Origin of the sequence: Clostridium sp. CF012, from assembly GCF_018861755.1 — a bacterium.
In the GTDB taxonomy this organism is placed as follows: Bacteria; Bacillota; Clostridia; order Clostridiales; family Clostridiaceae; genus Clostridium_AD.
This window is the reverse complement of sequence record NZ_JAHLEF010000027.1, coordinates 16,456-31,243: the sequence shown is the minus strand read 5'-3', so window position 1 is coordinate 31,243 and position 14,788 is coordinate 16,456. Positions and strand designations below refer to the sequence as shown.

General features: G+C 34.2%; 17 protein-coding genes. 13 read left to right on the top strand and 4 right to left on the bottom strand.

Features of this window, described 5'->3' with window-relative positions; genetic code table 11:
* Positions 1-112 precede the first annotated feature (112 nt).
* Positions 113-364, top strand: a complete 252-nt coding sequence (locus tag KPL50_RS19105) for a hypothetical protein (RefSeq protein WP_216300139.1) — start codon at positions 113-115, stop codon at positions 362-364.
* Positions 365-865: 501 nt separating this feature from the next.
* Here KPL50_RS19105 and KPL50_RS19100 read toward each other — a convergent pair.
* Positions 866-1,378 (bottom strand): ImmA/IrrE family metallo-endopeptidase, encoded by a 513-nt coding sequence (locus tag KPL50_RS19100; RefSeq protein WP_216300138.1) that lies wholly within the window; start codon positions 1,376-1,378, stop codon positions 866-868.
* 34 nt (positions 1,379-1,412) lie between these two features.
* Positions 1,413-1,820, bottom strand: coding sequence for a helix-turn-helix domain-containing protein (locus tag KPL50_RS19095; protein ID WP_216300137.1), 408 nt, complete (start codon positions 1,818-1,820; stop codon positions 1,413-1,415).
* A gap of 176 nt (positions 1,821-1,996) precedes the next feature.
* Between KPL50_RS19095 and KPL50_RS19090 the strand changes: the two genes are divergently transcribed.
* The 10 genes from KPL50_RS19090 to KPL50_RS19045 all read left to right on the top strand — a co-directional run bounded on the left by KPL50_RS19090 (position 1,997) and on the right by KPL50_RS19045 (position 10,766).
* Complete coding sequence (locus tag KPL50_RS19090; protein ID WP_216300136.1) at positions 1,997-2,212, top strand: helix-turn-helix transcriptional regulator; 216 nt, start codon at positions 1,997-1,999, stop codon at positions 2,210-2,212.
* Between the two features lie 12 nt (positions 2,213-2,224).
* On the top strand, positions 2,225-2,614 hold the full coding sequence (locus KPL50_RS19085) for an rRNA biogenesis protein rrp5 (RefSeq protein ID WP_216300135.1): 390 nt from the start codon (positions 2,225-2,227) through the stop codon (positions 2,612-2,614).
* A 14-nt stretch (positions 2,615-2,628) separates the two neighbouring features.
* Positions 2,629-3,150: a DUF2815 family protein gene (locus KPL50_RS19080; RefSeq protein ID WP_216300134.1), complete on the top strand. Its 522-nt coding sequence runs from the start codon at positions 2,629-2,631 to the stop codon at positions 3,148-3,150.
* Positions 3,151-3,239: 89 nt separating this feature from the next.
* Positions 3,240-5,192 (top strand): DNA polymerase, encoded by a 1,953-nt coding sequence (locus KPL50_RS19075; protein ID WP_216300133.1) that lies wholly within the window; start codon positions 3,240-3,242, stop codon positions 5,190-5,192.
* 61 nt (positions 5,193-5,253) lie between these two features.
* Complete coding sequence (locus tag KPL50_RS19070) at positions 5,254-7,662, top strand: virulence-associated E family protein (protein WP_216300132.1); 2,409 nt, start codon at positions 5,254-5,256, stop codon at positions 7,660-7,662.
* Between the two features lie 43 nt (positions 7,663-7,705).
* Entirely contained in the window at positions 7,706-7,870 is a 165-nt protein-coding gene (locus KPL50_RS19065) for a hypothetical protein (protein WP_216300131.1), read from the top strand.
* A gap of 233 nt (positions 7,871-8,103) precedes the next feature.
* Positions 8,104-8,637, top strand: a complete 534-nt coding sequence (locus KPL50_RS19060) for a sigma-70 family RNA polymerase sigma factor (protein ID WP_216300130.1) — start codon at positions 8,104-8,106, stop codon at positions 8,635-8,637.
* 83 nt (positions 8,638-8,720) lie between these two features.
* Positions 8,721-8,945 carry a DUF1659 domain-containing protein gene (locus tag KPL50_RS19055; protein ID WP_216300129.1) on the top strand — a complete coding sequence of 75 codons (225 nt, stop codon included), beginning with the start codon at positions 8,721-8,723 and terminating at the stop codon, positions 8,943-8,945.
* An 84-nt stretch (positions 8,946-9,029) separates the two neighbouring features.
* The gene (locus KPL50_RS19050) at positions 9,030-9,266 is read left to right on the top strand and encodes a DUF2922 domain-containing protein (protein WP_216300128.1); all 237 of its coding nucleotides are present in this window, start codon (positions 9,030-9,032) and stop codon (positions 9,264-9,266) included.
* Positions 9,267-9,587: 321 nt separating this feature from the next.
* Positions 9,588-10,766 (top strand): GGDEF domain-containing protein, encoded by a 1,179-nt coding sequence (locus KPL50_RS19045; protein ID WP_216300127.1) that lies wholly within the window; start codon positions 9,588-9,590, stop codon positions 10,764-10,766.
* Between the two features lie 330 nt (positions 10,767-11,096).
* Here the strand turns inward: KPL50_RS19045 and KPL50_RS19040 are convergent, their stop codons facing one another.
* Both KPL50_RS19040 and KPL50_RS19035 read right to left on the bottom strand, forming a co-directional pair.
* Positions 11,097-11,723 (bottom strand): PHP domain-containing protein, encoded by a 627-nt coding sequence (locus KPL50_RS19040; protein ID WP_216300126.1) that lies wholly within the window; start codon positions 11,721-11,723, stop codon positions 11,097-11,099.
* 57 nt (positions 11,724-11,780) lie between these two features.
* Positions 11,781-13,025 carry a glycosyltransferase family 4 protein gene (locus KPL50_RS19035; protein WP_216300125.1) on the bottom strand — a complete coding sequence of 415 codons (1,245 nt, stop codon included), beginning with the start codon at positions 13,023-13,025 and terminating at the stop codon, positions 11,781-11,783.
* A gap of 177 nt (positions 13,026-13,202) precedes the next feature.
* Between KPL50_RS19035 and KPL50_RS19030 the strand changes: the two genes are divergently transcribed.
* Positions 13,203-13,349 (top strand): hypothetical protein, encoded by a 147-nt coding sequence (locus KPL50_RS19030; protein WP_216300124.1) that lies wholly within the window; start codon positions 13,203-13,205, stop codon positions 13,347-13,349.
* A gap of 299 nt (positions 13,350-13,648) precedes the next feature.
* Positions 13,649-14,773, top strand: a complete 1,125-nt coding sequence (locus KPL50_RS19025; protein ID WP_216300123.1) for a radical SAM protein — start codon at positions 13,649-13,651, stop codon at positions 14,771-14,773.
* Positions 14,774-14,788 lie beyond the last annotated feature (15 nt).

Here is a 14,788-nt window from a genome sequence, read left to right as displayed (position 1 = left end):
CGTTCGCCGATTCACTAAAAAGCCCCCCGTATAGGTAATAGTGATAGACATCACAGTAATTGGGGTATAGTAAGAAATAAAATAAATGGAGAAATAAGAATATCACCACTATATGATAAGATGGTCAAGGCCTAATAGAATAGGGCATTTTGAGTTAGTTGAGTATATTAAAAATAATTATTATGATGGAACGATTTCCATAGTAGAGAAGATAAGAGATAACTTAAGTAATAGTAAAATAAAGGATATTATAGATGGATATTATGATAGAATAATTAATCCCATGATAAAAGAATTACTATATGTTTTTTTAGTGCGGAGAAGAAAAAAAATTATAGATATATTATGGAGAAGAGGGGGTTGAATAATGAGTGGTATTAATACTAGAGATTATCTTTATTTAATTTGGAAAGATTACAAGACTAAGCAAAAATAGCAAACAAAAGTTGTCCACTTCGTTTCCAACATTTGTAACGACCTCAGGGGAAGAGCTAATTTTTACCAAATAGTAAAAAGAGATGATAAAAGTGGAGCGGGAGCATGGGTTGAGAAGTTGAGGGGTAAAGGGGGAACTGTTGCGCCCATTGAGAATATTAAAGCAGTTATTAAGGATACATATGTTTTAAAGGCGGTAATATTAAAATTGTAGCTAAGACTAAAGTAAATTAATGATAAAAAAAACACTACTGCACTTGGGGGGGACCCAGTGCAGTAGTGTTTTCAATTATTCACCATTTAAAAGGATTGGTATTTAAATTATAGACTATTTTGGAGATTTTATTCAATGTGGTATTTATATTTTTAAGGCTTGTTTAAAAAGTCCGACAAAGTTAAGTAAAACTCATATCTTTCATTGTACAATTTTTTATATCTTCCCCAAAAAATTAGCCCCTGGCTCATAAGGCACATTTAAATCATGACCTCTGCTATTTAGAAGCTGCGCTTTTATAATTGCAAGTTCTGTATGTACCCCTAGAGTACAAGCTATTTGAGAATAAGTATAGTCCTGAGCTACTAGCTCTAAAAATTTGTCATCGGACATAAGTAACTCTGCAGCAAAGTAGTTTGCTTGTATTTCAGGTATGGATGTTTTTAAAGGTACACACATTTCATCTTGAAACATATTAATGGTCAGGCCTCTATGGAATCGGTCATGACCAATCTCATGAGCACAAATGATTCTAGCACTTATCTCATCTATACTATTATTAATAACAATATATCTATTCTTTAGTATATAAGTATAAAACCCTTTTAAACGGTGAAGCTCTTCATATTTTAAATTAATTCCCAAATATTCGGCAATTTTAAAAGGGTCATTGGTTTCATAAGTTTTTATTAGATTATTGGCACATTTAGAAATTTTTGAACAATTCATTCGCACCCTCCCTAAAGGTGTTTAGTAGAAAAAGCTATTTAGCATTTTTCTTCCTACCATATTTCTCTTTGTTTCTCTTTTTTGCATCAAAATAAAGTCCTGAAATTATTCTAAAGACCTCATCTTTATCATCCTCTATGAGTTCCCCGCCAGCGAACAGCGTTTCCACACTCTTTAGTACTCCTTGGGCTTGTGTGTGACCTATAGCACCATATTCTTCAGCAGAATCTTTCAAAAATGAACCCTCCCTACCGAGAAGATAGTCAACTGAAACGTTGAATACTTCCGCAAATTTTGCAATGACTTCTTGTTTTCTAGGAAATCTTTCATTGGCTTCATAGTATCCTAAAACTCTATCGGAAACTCCAATTAACTTACCAAGTTCAGCTTGGGTCAAACCAGCACTGTCTCTAAGTTGTTTAATTCTATCACCAAATAACATAAGATTCGCCTCCATTTTCTAATTTCATCATACCAAATTGTTCCATTTGTGTCAATGTGTCGAAAAGAATATTCGAAAAAACTTTTTGTTCGATTTACATTGAACAGTGCATTCGATATAATTAACATATATAGTAAATATATACAATAAATCTAAAAAGAGGGAGTGGGGGAATTATGAAAAATATGGTGTTTGTTACGCAGCGAGAACTTAAAGGTATTTCTCAGGTAAAGCTTGCAAGTCAGCTTGGTATTTGTAAGGACTATGTGAATATGATTGAAAATAACAGAAGAATGCCAGGCTTTAGCCTGGCTAAGAGAATTGCAGATTTATTTGGAATTACAGTGGATCACTTATTTTTTTATTCTAATAGTGAACAAAATTTACAATAAGGGAGGAAAATCATGAATATTAACATTGATATTAATATAAAAGCTTCCGAGGACATAACAAACTCTCTCTTAACTCTTGCTGCAGTTCTTCACAATGCAGTTCCTATTTTTAATGTAAATCCAAAAGCAATAGAGCTTAAAAATGAGCGATCTATGAAAAATCAAGAACTTGATATGAAAAATCAAGAACTAATAGCACAAAATGAAAAGATAGAAACATCAAAATCAGAAGTTAAAGAAATAACTCTACAGGAAGTCAGAGGAACCCTGGCAAGGCTTTCAAAAAATGGTAAGCAAGAAGAAGTCAAAGCACTTATAAAAAGTTTTGGTGCTACAAAGCTCACAGAGATTCCAAAAGAAAAGTATGGTGAACTTTTGAAGGGAACAAATTCTATTATTTAGAGGAGGCTGTATTCATGAAAGTAATTACTGGAAAGGTGAGATTTAGTTATGCAAATGTGTGGGAACCAAAGAGTATTAATGGTAGTGAACCTAAATATTCCGTTAGTATTATAATTCCCAAAACAGACGTGGAGACTCTAAGAAAAATAAATGCAGCAATTGTTGATGCCAAGAAGGAGGCCACATCAAAACTTGGGGCAGGCATACCTTATAACTTTAAAACTCCTCTTCATGATGGGGATGTTGATAGACCAGATGATGATGTGTATGCAGGAAGCTATTTTATTAACGCAAATAGCAATATAAAGCCTGGAATAGTTAACAAAAGTGTACAAGCTATAGTAGATCAAAGTGAATTTTATAGTGGTTGTTATGGAAGAGCCAGTCTTGTGTTTTATGCTTACAGTGCAGAGGAAAATAACGGCATAGCCTGTGGACTACAAAACCTTCAAAAGCTAGAAGAAGGAGAAATGCTCGGTAATCATAGTAGCGCAGAAGAAGATTTTGCTGCGCAGGACGAGGACTTTTTAAATTAATTTAAGGAGAAAAAAGTTTTCAAAATTCAAAGGGGATAAATGCCTTAATTTTAAAGAAAATTTTCTACTATCCTAGAGGAGCTGATTATTTGCTTGCTATTGATATAGAGACCTATTCCAGTATTGATATTACAAAATGTGGAGTTTATGCATATACAGAATCAGAGGATTTTGAAATATTATTATTTGCCTATGCTTATGATGAGGAACAAGTAAAGCTTATAGACCTAGCTTCTGGAGAAAAATTACCACAAAATATAATAGAGGATTTAACAAGCCCCCGAGTTATAAAAACTGCTTTTAATGCCTCCTTTGAGAGAACCTGTCTTGCTAAATACTTAAATAAACCTATGATTCCTAACCAGTGGAGATGTAGTGCTGCTTATTCCTTAAGTTTAGGTCTTCCTTCAACTCTTGAGGGAGTTTCAAAGTGTTTAAATCTGCAACAGCAGAAAATGAGAGAGGGAAAGGCTCTTATTAGATATTTTTCTATGCCTTGCAAAGATAGTATTGATAATGGGCGAAGAACTTATAATTTAACAGAGGCAGATGTAGCGAAATGGGAGACATTTAAAACATATTGCAAGCAAGATGTAGAAGTTGAGAGAGCTATAAGGGGTCGACTTGAACAGTTTCCATTGACAGATAAAGAGTGGGAGCTTTGGGAACTAGACCAAAAAATAAATGATGGTGGAGTCCGAGTGGATAGTGTATTAGTCCGTAATGCTATAAATTGTGATGAGGCTTATGAAAAGAAGATCACAGTGGAGGCTATAGCTTTAACGAAGCTTCAAAATCCAAATAGCCCAGCTCAATTAAAAACTTGGCTAGAAGGTAGTGGACTAAAGGTTGAAAGTTTATCTAAAGAAAAGGTGAAGGAATTATTAGAAGGAGTAGAAGATGCTGCTGTTAAAAGAGTACTTGAGCTTAGGCAAGAATTATCTAAAACCTCAGTTAAAAAATATGAAGCTATGGAAAGAGCAATATGCGCGGACGGGCGGGTGCGAGGACTTATGCAGTTTTACGGTGCAAACAGAACAGGTCGTTGGGCAGGAAGACTAGTTCAAATTCATAATCTTCCTAGAAATAGTATGGATAACTTAAGCTTTGCCCGGGAACTTATAAAAGCGGGAGATTATGAAATGCTAGAAATGCTTTTTGATAGCGTACCAGCGGTGTTATCACAGCTTATAAGAACAGCATTTATTCCCTCAGAGAATTCTAGATTTATTGTATCAGACTTTAGTGCAATTGAAGCTCGAGTTATAGCTTATCTTGCAGGTGAAAAATGGGTTATTGATACCTTTAAAAGCCATGGGAAGATATATGAAATGACTGCAAGCAAGATGTTTGGGGTGCCAATTCAAAATATAGTAAAAGGAAGTCCACAGTATGAATTAAGGGAGAAAGGGAAAATAGCAACCCTAGCTTGTGGTTTCGGGGGAAGTGTTGGTGCCTTAACTAATATGGGAGCAATAAAGATGGGAATTAAGGAAGAAGAACTTAGAGGTATTGTTACAGCCTGGAGAAAAACTAATCCAAACATTGTTGTGCTTTGGAGAGAAATTGAAAATGCAGCAATAGTGGCAGTGTCTGAAAATAAGATAGTTAAAATGCAGTGTGGACTTGAGTTTTCGTGCTCAAAACGGGTGCTATTTATTAAACTTCCCTCAGGAAGAAGTCTTGCTTATGTTAGACCTAGAATTGAAACAGATGTTAGGTTTAACAAACCAAAGCTTACTTATGAGGGAATAGAGCAAGCAACAAAACAATGGGGAAGGATTAGTACCTTTGGTGGGAAACTTACTGAAAACATAGTACAGGCAATTGCGAGAGACTGCTTAGCAGAGGCAATGCTCAGGCTAGACAGGTCAGTCTATAAAATAGTATTTCATGTTCATGATGAAGTTATCTTAGATGTACCAAAGGGGTTTGGGTCTCTGCAGGATGTGAATGAAATCATGGGACAAGCTATTGATTGGGCTCCTGGCCTACCACTACAAGCGGCTGGTTTTGAAACTGATTATTATAAGAAGGATTAACATCACGGTACGTGATGATTAGCTTCACAGTACGTGATGATTAACTGCACCTAATAATTTTATGTGTGAATGTCGGAGGGGAATAGCTTTGAAAAACGATGGCCTTATTACTATTGCTATAGGAAGAAACCGTAAAGAATTAAAGTGGAAAAATCAAATCATGAAGTGGTCTGAGTTTTTAAATAGAGTGTGCAAAACTACAAGAACACCTGAGAGCTGCCAGGAATATAAAAAATTATCAAAGCTTGAGCAAGATAACCTTAAGGATGTGGGTGGCTTTGTTGGTGGAGCTTTAAGAGAAGGAAAAAGAAAAAGTGATGTGGTACTCAATAGATGTCTCATAACTTTAGATGCTGACTATGGACAGAAGGGCCTATGGGATACTATAGAAATGTTATTTGATTTTGGCTGCGCAATGTATACCACCCATAAGCATAATCCGGATTTTCCAAGGCTAAGGCTTGTTATTCCCTTAAGTAGGGCAGTAAGTCCAGAAGAATATGGAGCGGTATCTAGAAAAATTGCAGCAGACATAGGAATAGATTATTTTGATGATACAACTTATGAACCTTCTAGACTTATGTATTGGCCCTCAACGTCCCTGTATGGAGAGTTTGTTTTTAAGTATCAAGATTCCCCATGGTTAAATCCAGATGAAATCTTAAGTAGATACGAAAATTGGCAGGATACAAGTTTTTGGCCGGAGTCTTCAAGAAATATAAAACGGAGAGAAAAGCTAGCAGATAAGCAAGGAAATCCAAGTGAAAAGGGTGGAGTAGTAGGTGCCTTTTGTAGAACCTATAATATAGTGGGTGTTATAGAAAAGTTTTTAAGTGAGGTATATGTGACCTGTCTTATGGAAAATAGATACACCTATACTAAGGGAACAACAGCAGGGGGACTTGTTATTTATGAAAAAGGTGACTTTGCATACTCACACCACGGAACAGATCCCGCTTCCGGTAAACTTTGTAATGCCTTTGATTTAGTAAGAGTTCACAAGTTTGGTGCCCTGGATGATGAAACGCGGGAAGGGACACCAATGAATAAAATGCCTTCCTTTAAAGCTATGCAAGAGCTTGCAATGAAAGACAGCTGCGTGAAAAATCAAATAGCTCGGGAACATATTAATGAGGCTACAGAGGATTTTAGTAGTGTGGATAATTGGGCAGAGCAGTTAGAGATTAATGCTAAAGGTGGATTTAAGGAAACTTTGACAAATCTAGTATTAATAATCAGACATGATTCTGCCTTAATGGGAATTGCTTATAATGAGCATAGCGAAAGAATAGAAACACTAAGTGAGGTGCCTTGGAAAAGATTAAAAGCAGGCTGGTCCTTAGGAGATGATGCAGGTCTCTCTTGTTATCTTGAAAAAAAATATAAGCTTTGGTCCCCAAGTAAATGTCAGGAGGCTCTATTAAAGGTTGCTATAGAGAGATCCTTTCACCCAGTAAAAGAATTTTTAAAATCACTACCGACCTGGGATAACGTTCCGCGAGCTTCTACCTTACTAATTAAATATTTAGGCGCCTCTGATAGTGAATATGTTAGAGCAGTTACGAGGAAAACCTTATGTGCGGCAATAGCTAGGGTTATGAAGCCTGGAATTAAATTTGATACCACCCTTATTTTAAATGGTCCTCAGGGAATAGGTAAAAGTACTATATTTTCAAAGCTTGGTGGGAAATTTTTTAGTGATGCACTAAGTATAGCGGATATGCATGATAAGACAGCAGCAGAAAAATTGCAAGGGAGCTGGATTTTAGAAATTGGGGAACTTGCTGGTATTAAAAAGGTTGATGAGGATACCTTAAAATCCTTTTTAACAAGGCAGGATGATAAATTTAGAGCAAGTTATGGACGAGTAGTTGAGGAACATCCAAGGCAGTGCATTATTGTAGGTACTACTAATCAAGAAGCCGGTTTTCTAAGAGACACCACAGGGGGAAGAAGATTTTGGCCTGTAAAGGTTAAGGGCAAGTCCGAATTTAAACCTTGGGATATAAAAGACATAGATCAAATATGGGCAGAAGTCTTAATGATGCACCACAATGGGGAATCTTTAATATTAGATAGCTCACTTACTGAAGCCGCAGAAACGGCACAAATTGAAGCTTTTGAAAGTGATGAAAGGGAAGGCATAGTTAGAGAGTATTTAGATAAACTTCTTCCAAGCAATTGGGAGGAGATGAACTTATATGAGCGGAGAGGTTTTTTAAGAGGCGAGGGAGAACTGGCAGTAAAAACTTTAGGAACAGTAATTCGTGACCAGGTTTGTATAATGGAGGTTTGGTGTGAACTCTTTGGGAAAGATGCAAGTATGCTAAGAAAGATAGATTCTTATGAGATAGGTGGGATAATGAGGAAGATTGAGGGGTGGGAGAATATTAATGATAGAGTTTACTTGCCTATTTATGGAAGACAAAGAGTTTTAATGAGAAAATCTGCTCGGCAGTGTGGACAGTAGATTATAGGTTGTCCCATAACCTTGTCCTATCACTCAAGCCGTTATGGAATCAAGGTTTGGAGATGCTTTGGGACAGTTAGGACAAGAATTGTATATAGAGGTATATAAATTAGAGAGAATAGTAAGGACAGGTATGCCTAATACGCATACCCGCGTAAGAGAATCTTGTCCTCATTGTCCCAAAGAGTTATTAAGACCTAGTAAATAAGCCATTTGTACCTGGGACAAGGGGACAAGAGACAAAATAAAAGTATTGATCATGTAGCCCAGTTAAATGTAGTGAAGATAAGGATTAAAAATCACTGAGTAGGGGGAGGATTTTATGGGAACAAGAGAAGTTAATTTTACTTAACTTAGGGCCTTTTGATGCTTGATTAACCATGGATAAATGCGAGGGATGCATATAGCTTTTATAAAATATTATACAAGGCGGTGTATATCATGGAAAAATTAGTTGAAAAGGCAAAAACTAAAGAAGAAAGCGCTACAGAAGAAATAATAGAAAAATTCAAGTATCTAATATTCAAGGAGGCTTCAAAATATCACATTCCAAGTTATAATTATGAAGATCTGGTGCAACATGGGTATCTTTCAGTTTTAAAAGCAATAGCCATGTACAAGCTAGGTAGCAATAGCTTTAACGCTTACTGCATAAATTCCATAAAGATGAATTTTAGAGCCCTTTTAAAAGGGAAAATAAAGCATTTTAGAGAGACGCCAAACAGTGATCTATTAGAAATAGACACTATAGGAGATTATGAATTCACATTAGAAGATGAAGTGATCGCCTATGATGAAGTTAAAAAACTATATGTAGCTCTTGATAAACTTAATCCCTCTGAGCGTGATATTTTAGAGAGATATTATGTTTTGGACCAGTCACTAGGAGAAATAGCCTGTGATAGTGATAAAAACTACCATCAATTTGCACGAATGAAGAGAAAAGCGCTAGAGAAATTGAGAAAACTTATGTAGATTTATATACTTTAAAAAACTCCGCACAAAACTTTCAATGGGCATATATATTCAATGAAAACAAAATGAAAGGGGGAATTAACATGGCAGTTAAATCAACAAAGGTAGCCAGTACATTAAAGCTTACTATGGTAGTTGGGGTTGACCTCAAAGGTAAAGACAAACATGCAACAAAAAGGCTAAGCAATTTAAAAGTTGCTGCATTGGACGCCGACATATTTGCAGTAGGGCAAGCTATCTCTAATATTAAGGCTTATCCATTAGTAGGACTAGACAGAGAAGATCAGTTCAGTTTAGTTAATGTTTAGTTGTTAGCTAAAAATTGAAAGCTAAAAATGAAAACCGAGAATCCCAAACCCTTTAGTCAAATAAATAAAAGGAGGTAATGTGATATGCATAAATTAACTATGAGATTTTTAACATCTACAGAGGGTAAGTATTTTACTTTGACTGTAGATGACATTAAAGCTGATGAAAATGGAGTTCCATCTGTTACAGAGGCTGAGGTAAATTCTCTTATGGATTTAGTCATTGCAAAGAATATTTTTGAATCAGCCAGTGGTAACTTAGTTGGCAAGAAAGATGCTAAGATAGTTACTACTGATACTAGTACAGTTGAAGTAGCTTAGGGAAATAGTGCCTGCAAGGGCACTATTTTTCTGCTTAAACATTTAAATAAGGAGGAGGAGGAGAAGAATGGTTAGATTATGTTTTGATTATGGACTACTTACGCAATTGGAGATTTTAATTTTGCACAGTGTTTATTAGTGCCACCCACGTGGCAAGTGGCAAGTTGTTATTTTTAATTATATCTACTTCAATAAAAATAACTAAAATTTATTTTTTTATATCCAACTTACTATAATAATAGTATAATTAAACAAATATGTATTTCGTGACGAAATATAGATTAATGTGGATTAAAATAATTTATATAAGGAGAGGTATGTATGATCTCACCAACTATGATATCCTCGTTTTTTATTAGCCTATTTTGCATTTTAACCGGACATACCCTACTTACAAGAGCTAAATCAATAAAATTCTGCATTGCTACCTTTATATTAAATACCTTATTTATTTTTTCAACTGGCTCTTATGTAGCAAGACATATGCTTAATTCATCAATTGCAACATATATATATTATTGTATTACATTTTTGTACGTAGTATATTTTTGTTTAGTATTTGAAGAATCAATATCAAAGAAAGTATTTACTATGTTTAGTGTTTGGCTATCTTCTACAATCGTGCTTGTTATTGCCATCCAATTTGCAGAATTAATTTCAGGTACTGCTAATATTATCTATTTTCAAAACCTTACTATTGTATTTAGAAATTGCCTGCAAATATTAATATTATTAGCAGCTTATTTTTGGATAAGTAAACCTTACAAAACGATTCTTAACTTAGTATCTGACAAAACCATAAGGTATATGGCCTTATACCCAATTATTGCATTTTTATTGTTAATTACTAACTTTATTACATTCCCCGGACGTTTAACAAATTTCAATTCCATTTATAATATGTTATTATTTTTAGCATTTATAATTTTGGGATATGTACTGGTATTTGCAGGAATTTCATCAGCCTCTCAAATATTAACTCTGAAAAATAACCTACAGAAGCTGGAGTGGGATTCAAAGACAGATTCCTTAACTGGTCTATATAACCGAAGATATATTATGGAAAAGCTTGAACATGAATTTATAAAATATAAAAAAACTAAAAAGAATTTTTCACTCATTATTGCAGACATCGACTTTTTTAAAAAAATAAATGATGATCGCGGACATGACTGTGGTGATTGTGTACTAAGAATGATATCTCAAAGCCTTCATAATATAGTTAGAGAACATGACTTTGTATGCAGGTGGGGTGGTGAGGAGTTTCTTATCTTACTTCCCGAAACTAAAATTGAGGGTGCTCATATGCTTGCAGATCGAATTAGGAAAATTATAGGAAGCCAACCTATGGAGTATGATGGAACTAAAGTATCAATTACCATGACCTTTGGGGTAACGGTTAGTGAAAGTCATGAAACCATTAATGATATGATAAAAAAAGCAGATAGAGCACTGTATGAGGGGAAAAACAGTGGAAGAAATTGTGTTATTATGGGATAAATACTTAACACAAACTAGACATTCTCTTCATCTTATGTTCACAATCTTATATTATAATTTAATTATAGAATAAAGATTAAAGCGAAACCCCCTTTACTTTAATAATAAGAGCTGTGAATTTAAAATCCACAGGGCAGGACTATATTGTGGAAGATATTGATATATATTAAATCAAGACGAAATTGATACTGAATTTATTTTATAAAGTGATTATCCTTCAAAATAGAGATGCTTGCTAAAGAAAGGATTTATATAAATAAAATAAAGATAGTGTTTACACTATCACCTAGTTGGGTGTGTAAAATTTGAAATTATAAATTGCAATATCTACTATATATTAATGTCTTCAAAGGCATTAAATTTATGTACAACAGGGCGAAAATTTCTACCTTTTACCGCTTCTATAAAATCTTGTTCATCTCTGATTGTGTTTTCAAAACGAGTAGCAAATTTGCCCAAATTCTGTATTACATGAGCATCACTTGCTCCAAAGCACCCTAAATTTAGTTCCATTGCTAAAGCATAAGCATATAGATTGCCAAAAGATGTGGTACTACCATTTAATACTTCTACCCCAATACTTTGCTGGCTTAATTCTCTTATATGCTGACCTAATCCTCTATTATTATTTCTAAAAGGATGAGCACTTATAGCCACTCCTTTTACTTCATTTACCATTTCAAGTAGTTCTGATGCATTTATCATTTTCTTTGGAAGTTTCTCAAGACCAAATACTAAAATATCTCCTTGAAAGGTTAATATTTCGGCGCCTACAATGACCAAAACTTCATCCTGCTTAAAGGACCCCCCTCTCTCTTTTCTTAACTCATTTGTATCATGGTCTGTAATGCAAACCCCATCTAATCCTATTTCCTTTGCGCGATGTATAATTTCTTCTAATGAAATACTGCTATCTGCAGAATATTTACTTTCATGAACATGCGTATCAATTATCATTTTTTTCTCCTCTAGCTTAAGCATTTTAAATTTTCAATAATATTGTAATAGCAAAGGTTAAAATGACCTTTCTATGTCTTCAAAGGCACTTTTCCAAGACTTTTTATTGATAGCACTTTTAAGTTCTTCACTTATCACTAACTTATTTTCTATTTGCTTATTGATAGCCGAGCTTAAATTCCTTTCAAACTTTGGTATATCCTCTTCTACTGGAATATCTATATCTTTCAGCCTTGGCAAAGATGAGTATTCTATAATTCCGCTATTATTTATGCTGCTCCCCATCCATTCGCGTACACCCGGTAAGTCTGTTACAACTACCTTTAAACCACAAGCCATGGCCTCTATTAATACTAGTGACAGCCCTTCATAAAAAGACGGCAGTACTAATATGTCACAACTTCTAAAAAGATGTCCTAATTCCTTTTGGTGAATTGCCCCCAAAACATGAATATTAAAACCATAGGTGTTATCCCTACAAATTTTCAGTATATCTTTTGCTTCCTCTCCCACTCCTGAGCCTACTAGATAAAGTTCAATATCCTTATGGTGAGTCTCTAATAACTTTATGGCATTAATTAAATTAGGAACCCCTTTAGAATAGCTTAACTTCCCTGCATAAACTATTTTTATATTAGTATTTATATCCTTATTTTTCTCCATGTAGAATATATCAGGATTAAAGCCAGATCCATCGACTCTCACTTTCTTTTCATTTATCCCATATTGGTTAATTACCAAATTTTTTTCATGGCTTTGAGAAGCGACTACTACATCTAGGTTTTTACAATTATATATTACATATTTGACTACATTTTCTGAAAACTGGCTATCCATTTTTTTAAAAGTCTCTAATTGCCTTAAATCAGTTCCATGGCAAAAGGCTATTGTTTTTCTATTTGGATATATTTCCCTTACCATAGCGGTTATTATCCATATATGATGGCATATAATTATATCAGGTTTAAACTCTTTAACAGCTTTATCTATAATTAAAGAAAATTCACTTTTCCACTTTTTTAATATATCTTCAGATAAATCCCTATACCTAGTGCTTTCATAAGGCATTATATCACTCATTCCTACAACAGGAAAAGGTAACTCCTTTGTTTCAAACATAACAGGATAGAATGTAATATCTTTTTTTACATCAAAATAGACATCTTCATCTTTTGCAGATATCCCTGCAACTACAGCCTGCTCATAGCCCTTTCTATCCGCTTCCTTCACAAGTGCTTGTAAGTATATTCCGCTTCCTGTTTTATCAGGTTTTTGTGCAATTATGTTTAATATTTTTTTCATATATGTACTCCTATTTAATCTTAGTATTATAATATGTTTTTTTGCAATTGAACTATTATACTATGTAGTTTCACCATTCAATTGTTCTATTATAATACATCAAATTACCCTATTTTTCAACAAAATCTATCCATTACTGTTAACTATATATAGCAATACCATGTTTGGAGGGGTAATATGAAAATTATAACAAAGCCCATTGAAATGGTTTCTTGGACCGATGCATTGGGGAATATAAATCCTGTGAGATTTAAAATTACTAAAGATGATGAAAATCAAGTTAGGAAGTTAGGTGGGGCAGGTTTTGAGGCAACAATTATGTAATGGGGTGTTATAGTCACATAGAAAAGGGGAATGCATAGCTGGTGATGATGAGACACTGACTATAAGTAAATAGCATGTAGAAGGATGGTCATATAGGAATAAAAATGATATAATTGGGGTCAGCAATGAAACTCTCCTTTTGGAGAGTTTTGTGTTGTAAGTGAGCTTAATTATACCCAAAAATGGGTTCAGTGTTTTTTTTGTATAAAAAACTCTGCAACCATTGATATATAAAGAGGAAATCTGAAAAATAGTGTAAAAATTTTTACATTAACGGATTAATTAGAGGAGGCCAAGTTATGAAAATTTCAAAGAAAGATGCGTTGCAATGGTTTGAATTTTTTGCAATATTACCAGAGGATGAGGAAGTTATGGTAAAACAACAAGAAATCATTTACTCTACCTTTGCACAAATTGAGGCAGCTATAGATCATAGAAATGATACATTAATGTCGGAAATTAAAAGTTTGAAAACTTTGGAGAATAGAACTTTTTTTGTGGGAAATGAAAGCAAATTCCCAAAAGGATGTCGTTCTTGTCTGTTGGGAAGCGGTTTGAGTGCAATTAGGAAAACCAACAAATGTAATTTAGAGTGTAAGTTTTGTTATAATTATGGAGAACTAGATAATATTCCGCCCGTTGGCGAAGGTATGTGGGAAATCGGAGGCACAAAATTTTATGAGAAGGATATTGACTTACTTCTTTCAATCCAAAAGAAACCCACTGGCATTTCCTACGTTTATTTAGAGCCATTCATGGAAATTGAAAAATACTATTCGATTATAAAGAAATTTAAGGGTGCTAAAATTTATCAACATTTATACACAAATGGTACTTTAGCTACGGAAGAGACACTGAAAGCATTAGGTGAAGCCGGTCTTGACGAGATACGTTTCAACCTGGGTGCCTCTAATTGTTCAGACAAAGTTATTGAAAATATTGGAATAGCGAAAAAATATATTAAAAATGTAGGTATTGAAACTCCAATGACACCTGAGCTTTTTGAAGCATTTTTCAAGAAAAAGCAAGCAATCTTAGATACAAAACTCGATTTTATAAATTGTGCAGAATTACATTTAAATGATAATAACATATACAATTATAATGGGGAAAATATGTATATTACCAGACAGGGCTATATTTCTCCAATTTGGAGCAGTGAATTAACCCTGAAATTCATGAAAATAGCCGATGAAGAAAACTGGGATTTAGCAGTGCATGATTGCTCAAACTATACAAAATTTGCCAGAGATTTGAATTTGAGTAGCAAAGAGGGTAAGTGGTTCGGATCCAGTAATTATGCCTGTGAGTTTTCCAGGATACCATACGAAGCATTTTTACCAATACTGCGTGATGACAATTTCAAATTTTTAAGTGAAGAAGAATTGCCACACGGCTATAAAGCAGGAGAGTTGATTTTTTAGAGAGCCTTGTCAATT

Bases quoted from the DNA above. Each gene is read 5' to 3' on its own strand.
- KPL50_RS19055 (WP_216300129.1), top strand. From the start codon at position 8,721: ATGGCAGTTAAATCAACAAAGGTAGCCAGTACATTAAAGCTTACTATG.
- KPL50_RS19085 (WP_216300135.1), top strand. From the start codon at position 2,225: ATGAATATTAACATTGATATTAATATAAAAGCTTCCGAGGACATAACA.
- KPL50_RS19050 (WP_216300128.1), top strand. From the start codon at position 9,030: ATGCATAAATTAACTATGAGATTTTTAACATCTACAGAGGGTAAGTAT.
- KPL50_RS19070 (WP_216300132.1), top strand. From the start codon at position 5,254: ATGTGTGAATGTCGGAGGGGAATAGCTTTGAAAAACGATGGCCTTATT.
- KPL50_RS19040 (WP_216300126.1), bottom strand. From the start codon at position 11,723: ATGATAATTGATACGCATGTTCATGAAAGTAAATATTCTGCAGATAGC.
- KPL50_RS19100 (WP_216300138.1), bottom strand. From the start codon at position 1,378: ATGAATTGTTCAAAAATTTCTAAATGTGCCAATAATCTAATAAAAACT.
- KPL50_RS19080 (WP_216300134.1), top strand. From the start codon at position 2,629: ATGAAAGTAATTACTGGAAAGGTGAGATTTAGTTATGCAAATGTGTGG.
- KPL50_RS19045 (WP_216300127.1), top strand. From the start codon at position 9,588: ATGATCTCACCAACTATGATATCCTCGTTTTTTATTAGCCTATTTTGC.
- KPL50_RS19090 (WP_216300136.1), top strand. From the start codon at position 1,997: ATGAAAAATATGGTGTTTGTTACGCAGCGAGAACTTAAAGGTATTTCT.
- KPL50_RS19035 (WP_216300125.1), bottom strand. From the start codon at position 13,025: ATGAAAAAAATATTAAACATAATTGCACAAAAACCTGATAAAACAGGA.
- KPL50_RS19025 (WP_216300123.1), top strand. From the start codon at position 13,649: ATGAAAATTTCAAAGAAAGATGCGTTGCAATGGTTTGAATTTTTTGCA.
- KPL50_RS19095 (WP_216300137.1), bottom strand. From the start codon at position 1,820: ATGTTATTTGGTGATAGAATTAAACAACTTAGAGACAGTGCTGGTTTG.
- KPL50_RS19060 (WP_216300130.1), top strand. From the start codon at position 8,104: ATGGAAAAATTAGTTGAAAAGGCAAAAACTAAAGAAGAAAGCGCTACA.
- KPL50_RS19030 (WP_216300124.1), top strand. From the start codon at position 13,203: ATGAAAATTATAACAAAGCCCATTGAAATGGTTTCTTGGACCGATGCA.
- KPL50_RS19105 (WP_216300139.1), top strand. From the start codon at position 113: ATGATAAGATGGTCAAGGCCTAATAGAATAGGGCATTTTGAGTTAGTT.
- KPL50_RS19065 (WP_216300131.1), top strand. From the start codon at position 7,706: ATGGAATCAAGGTTTGGAGATGCTTTGGGACAGTTAGGACAAGAATTG.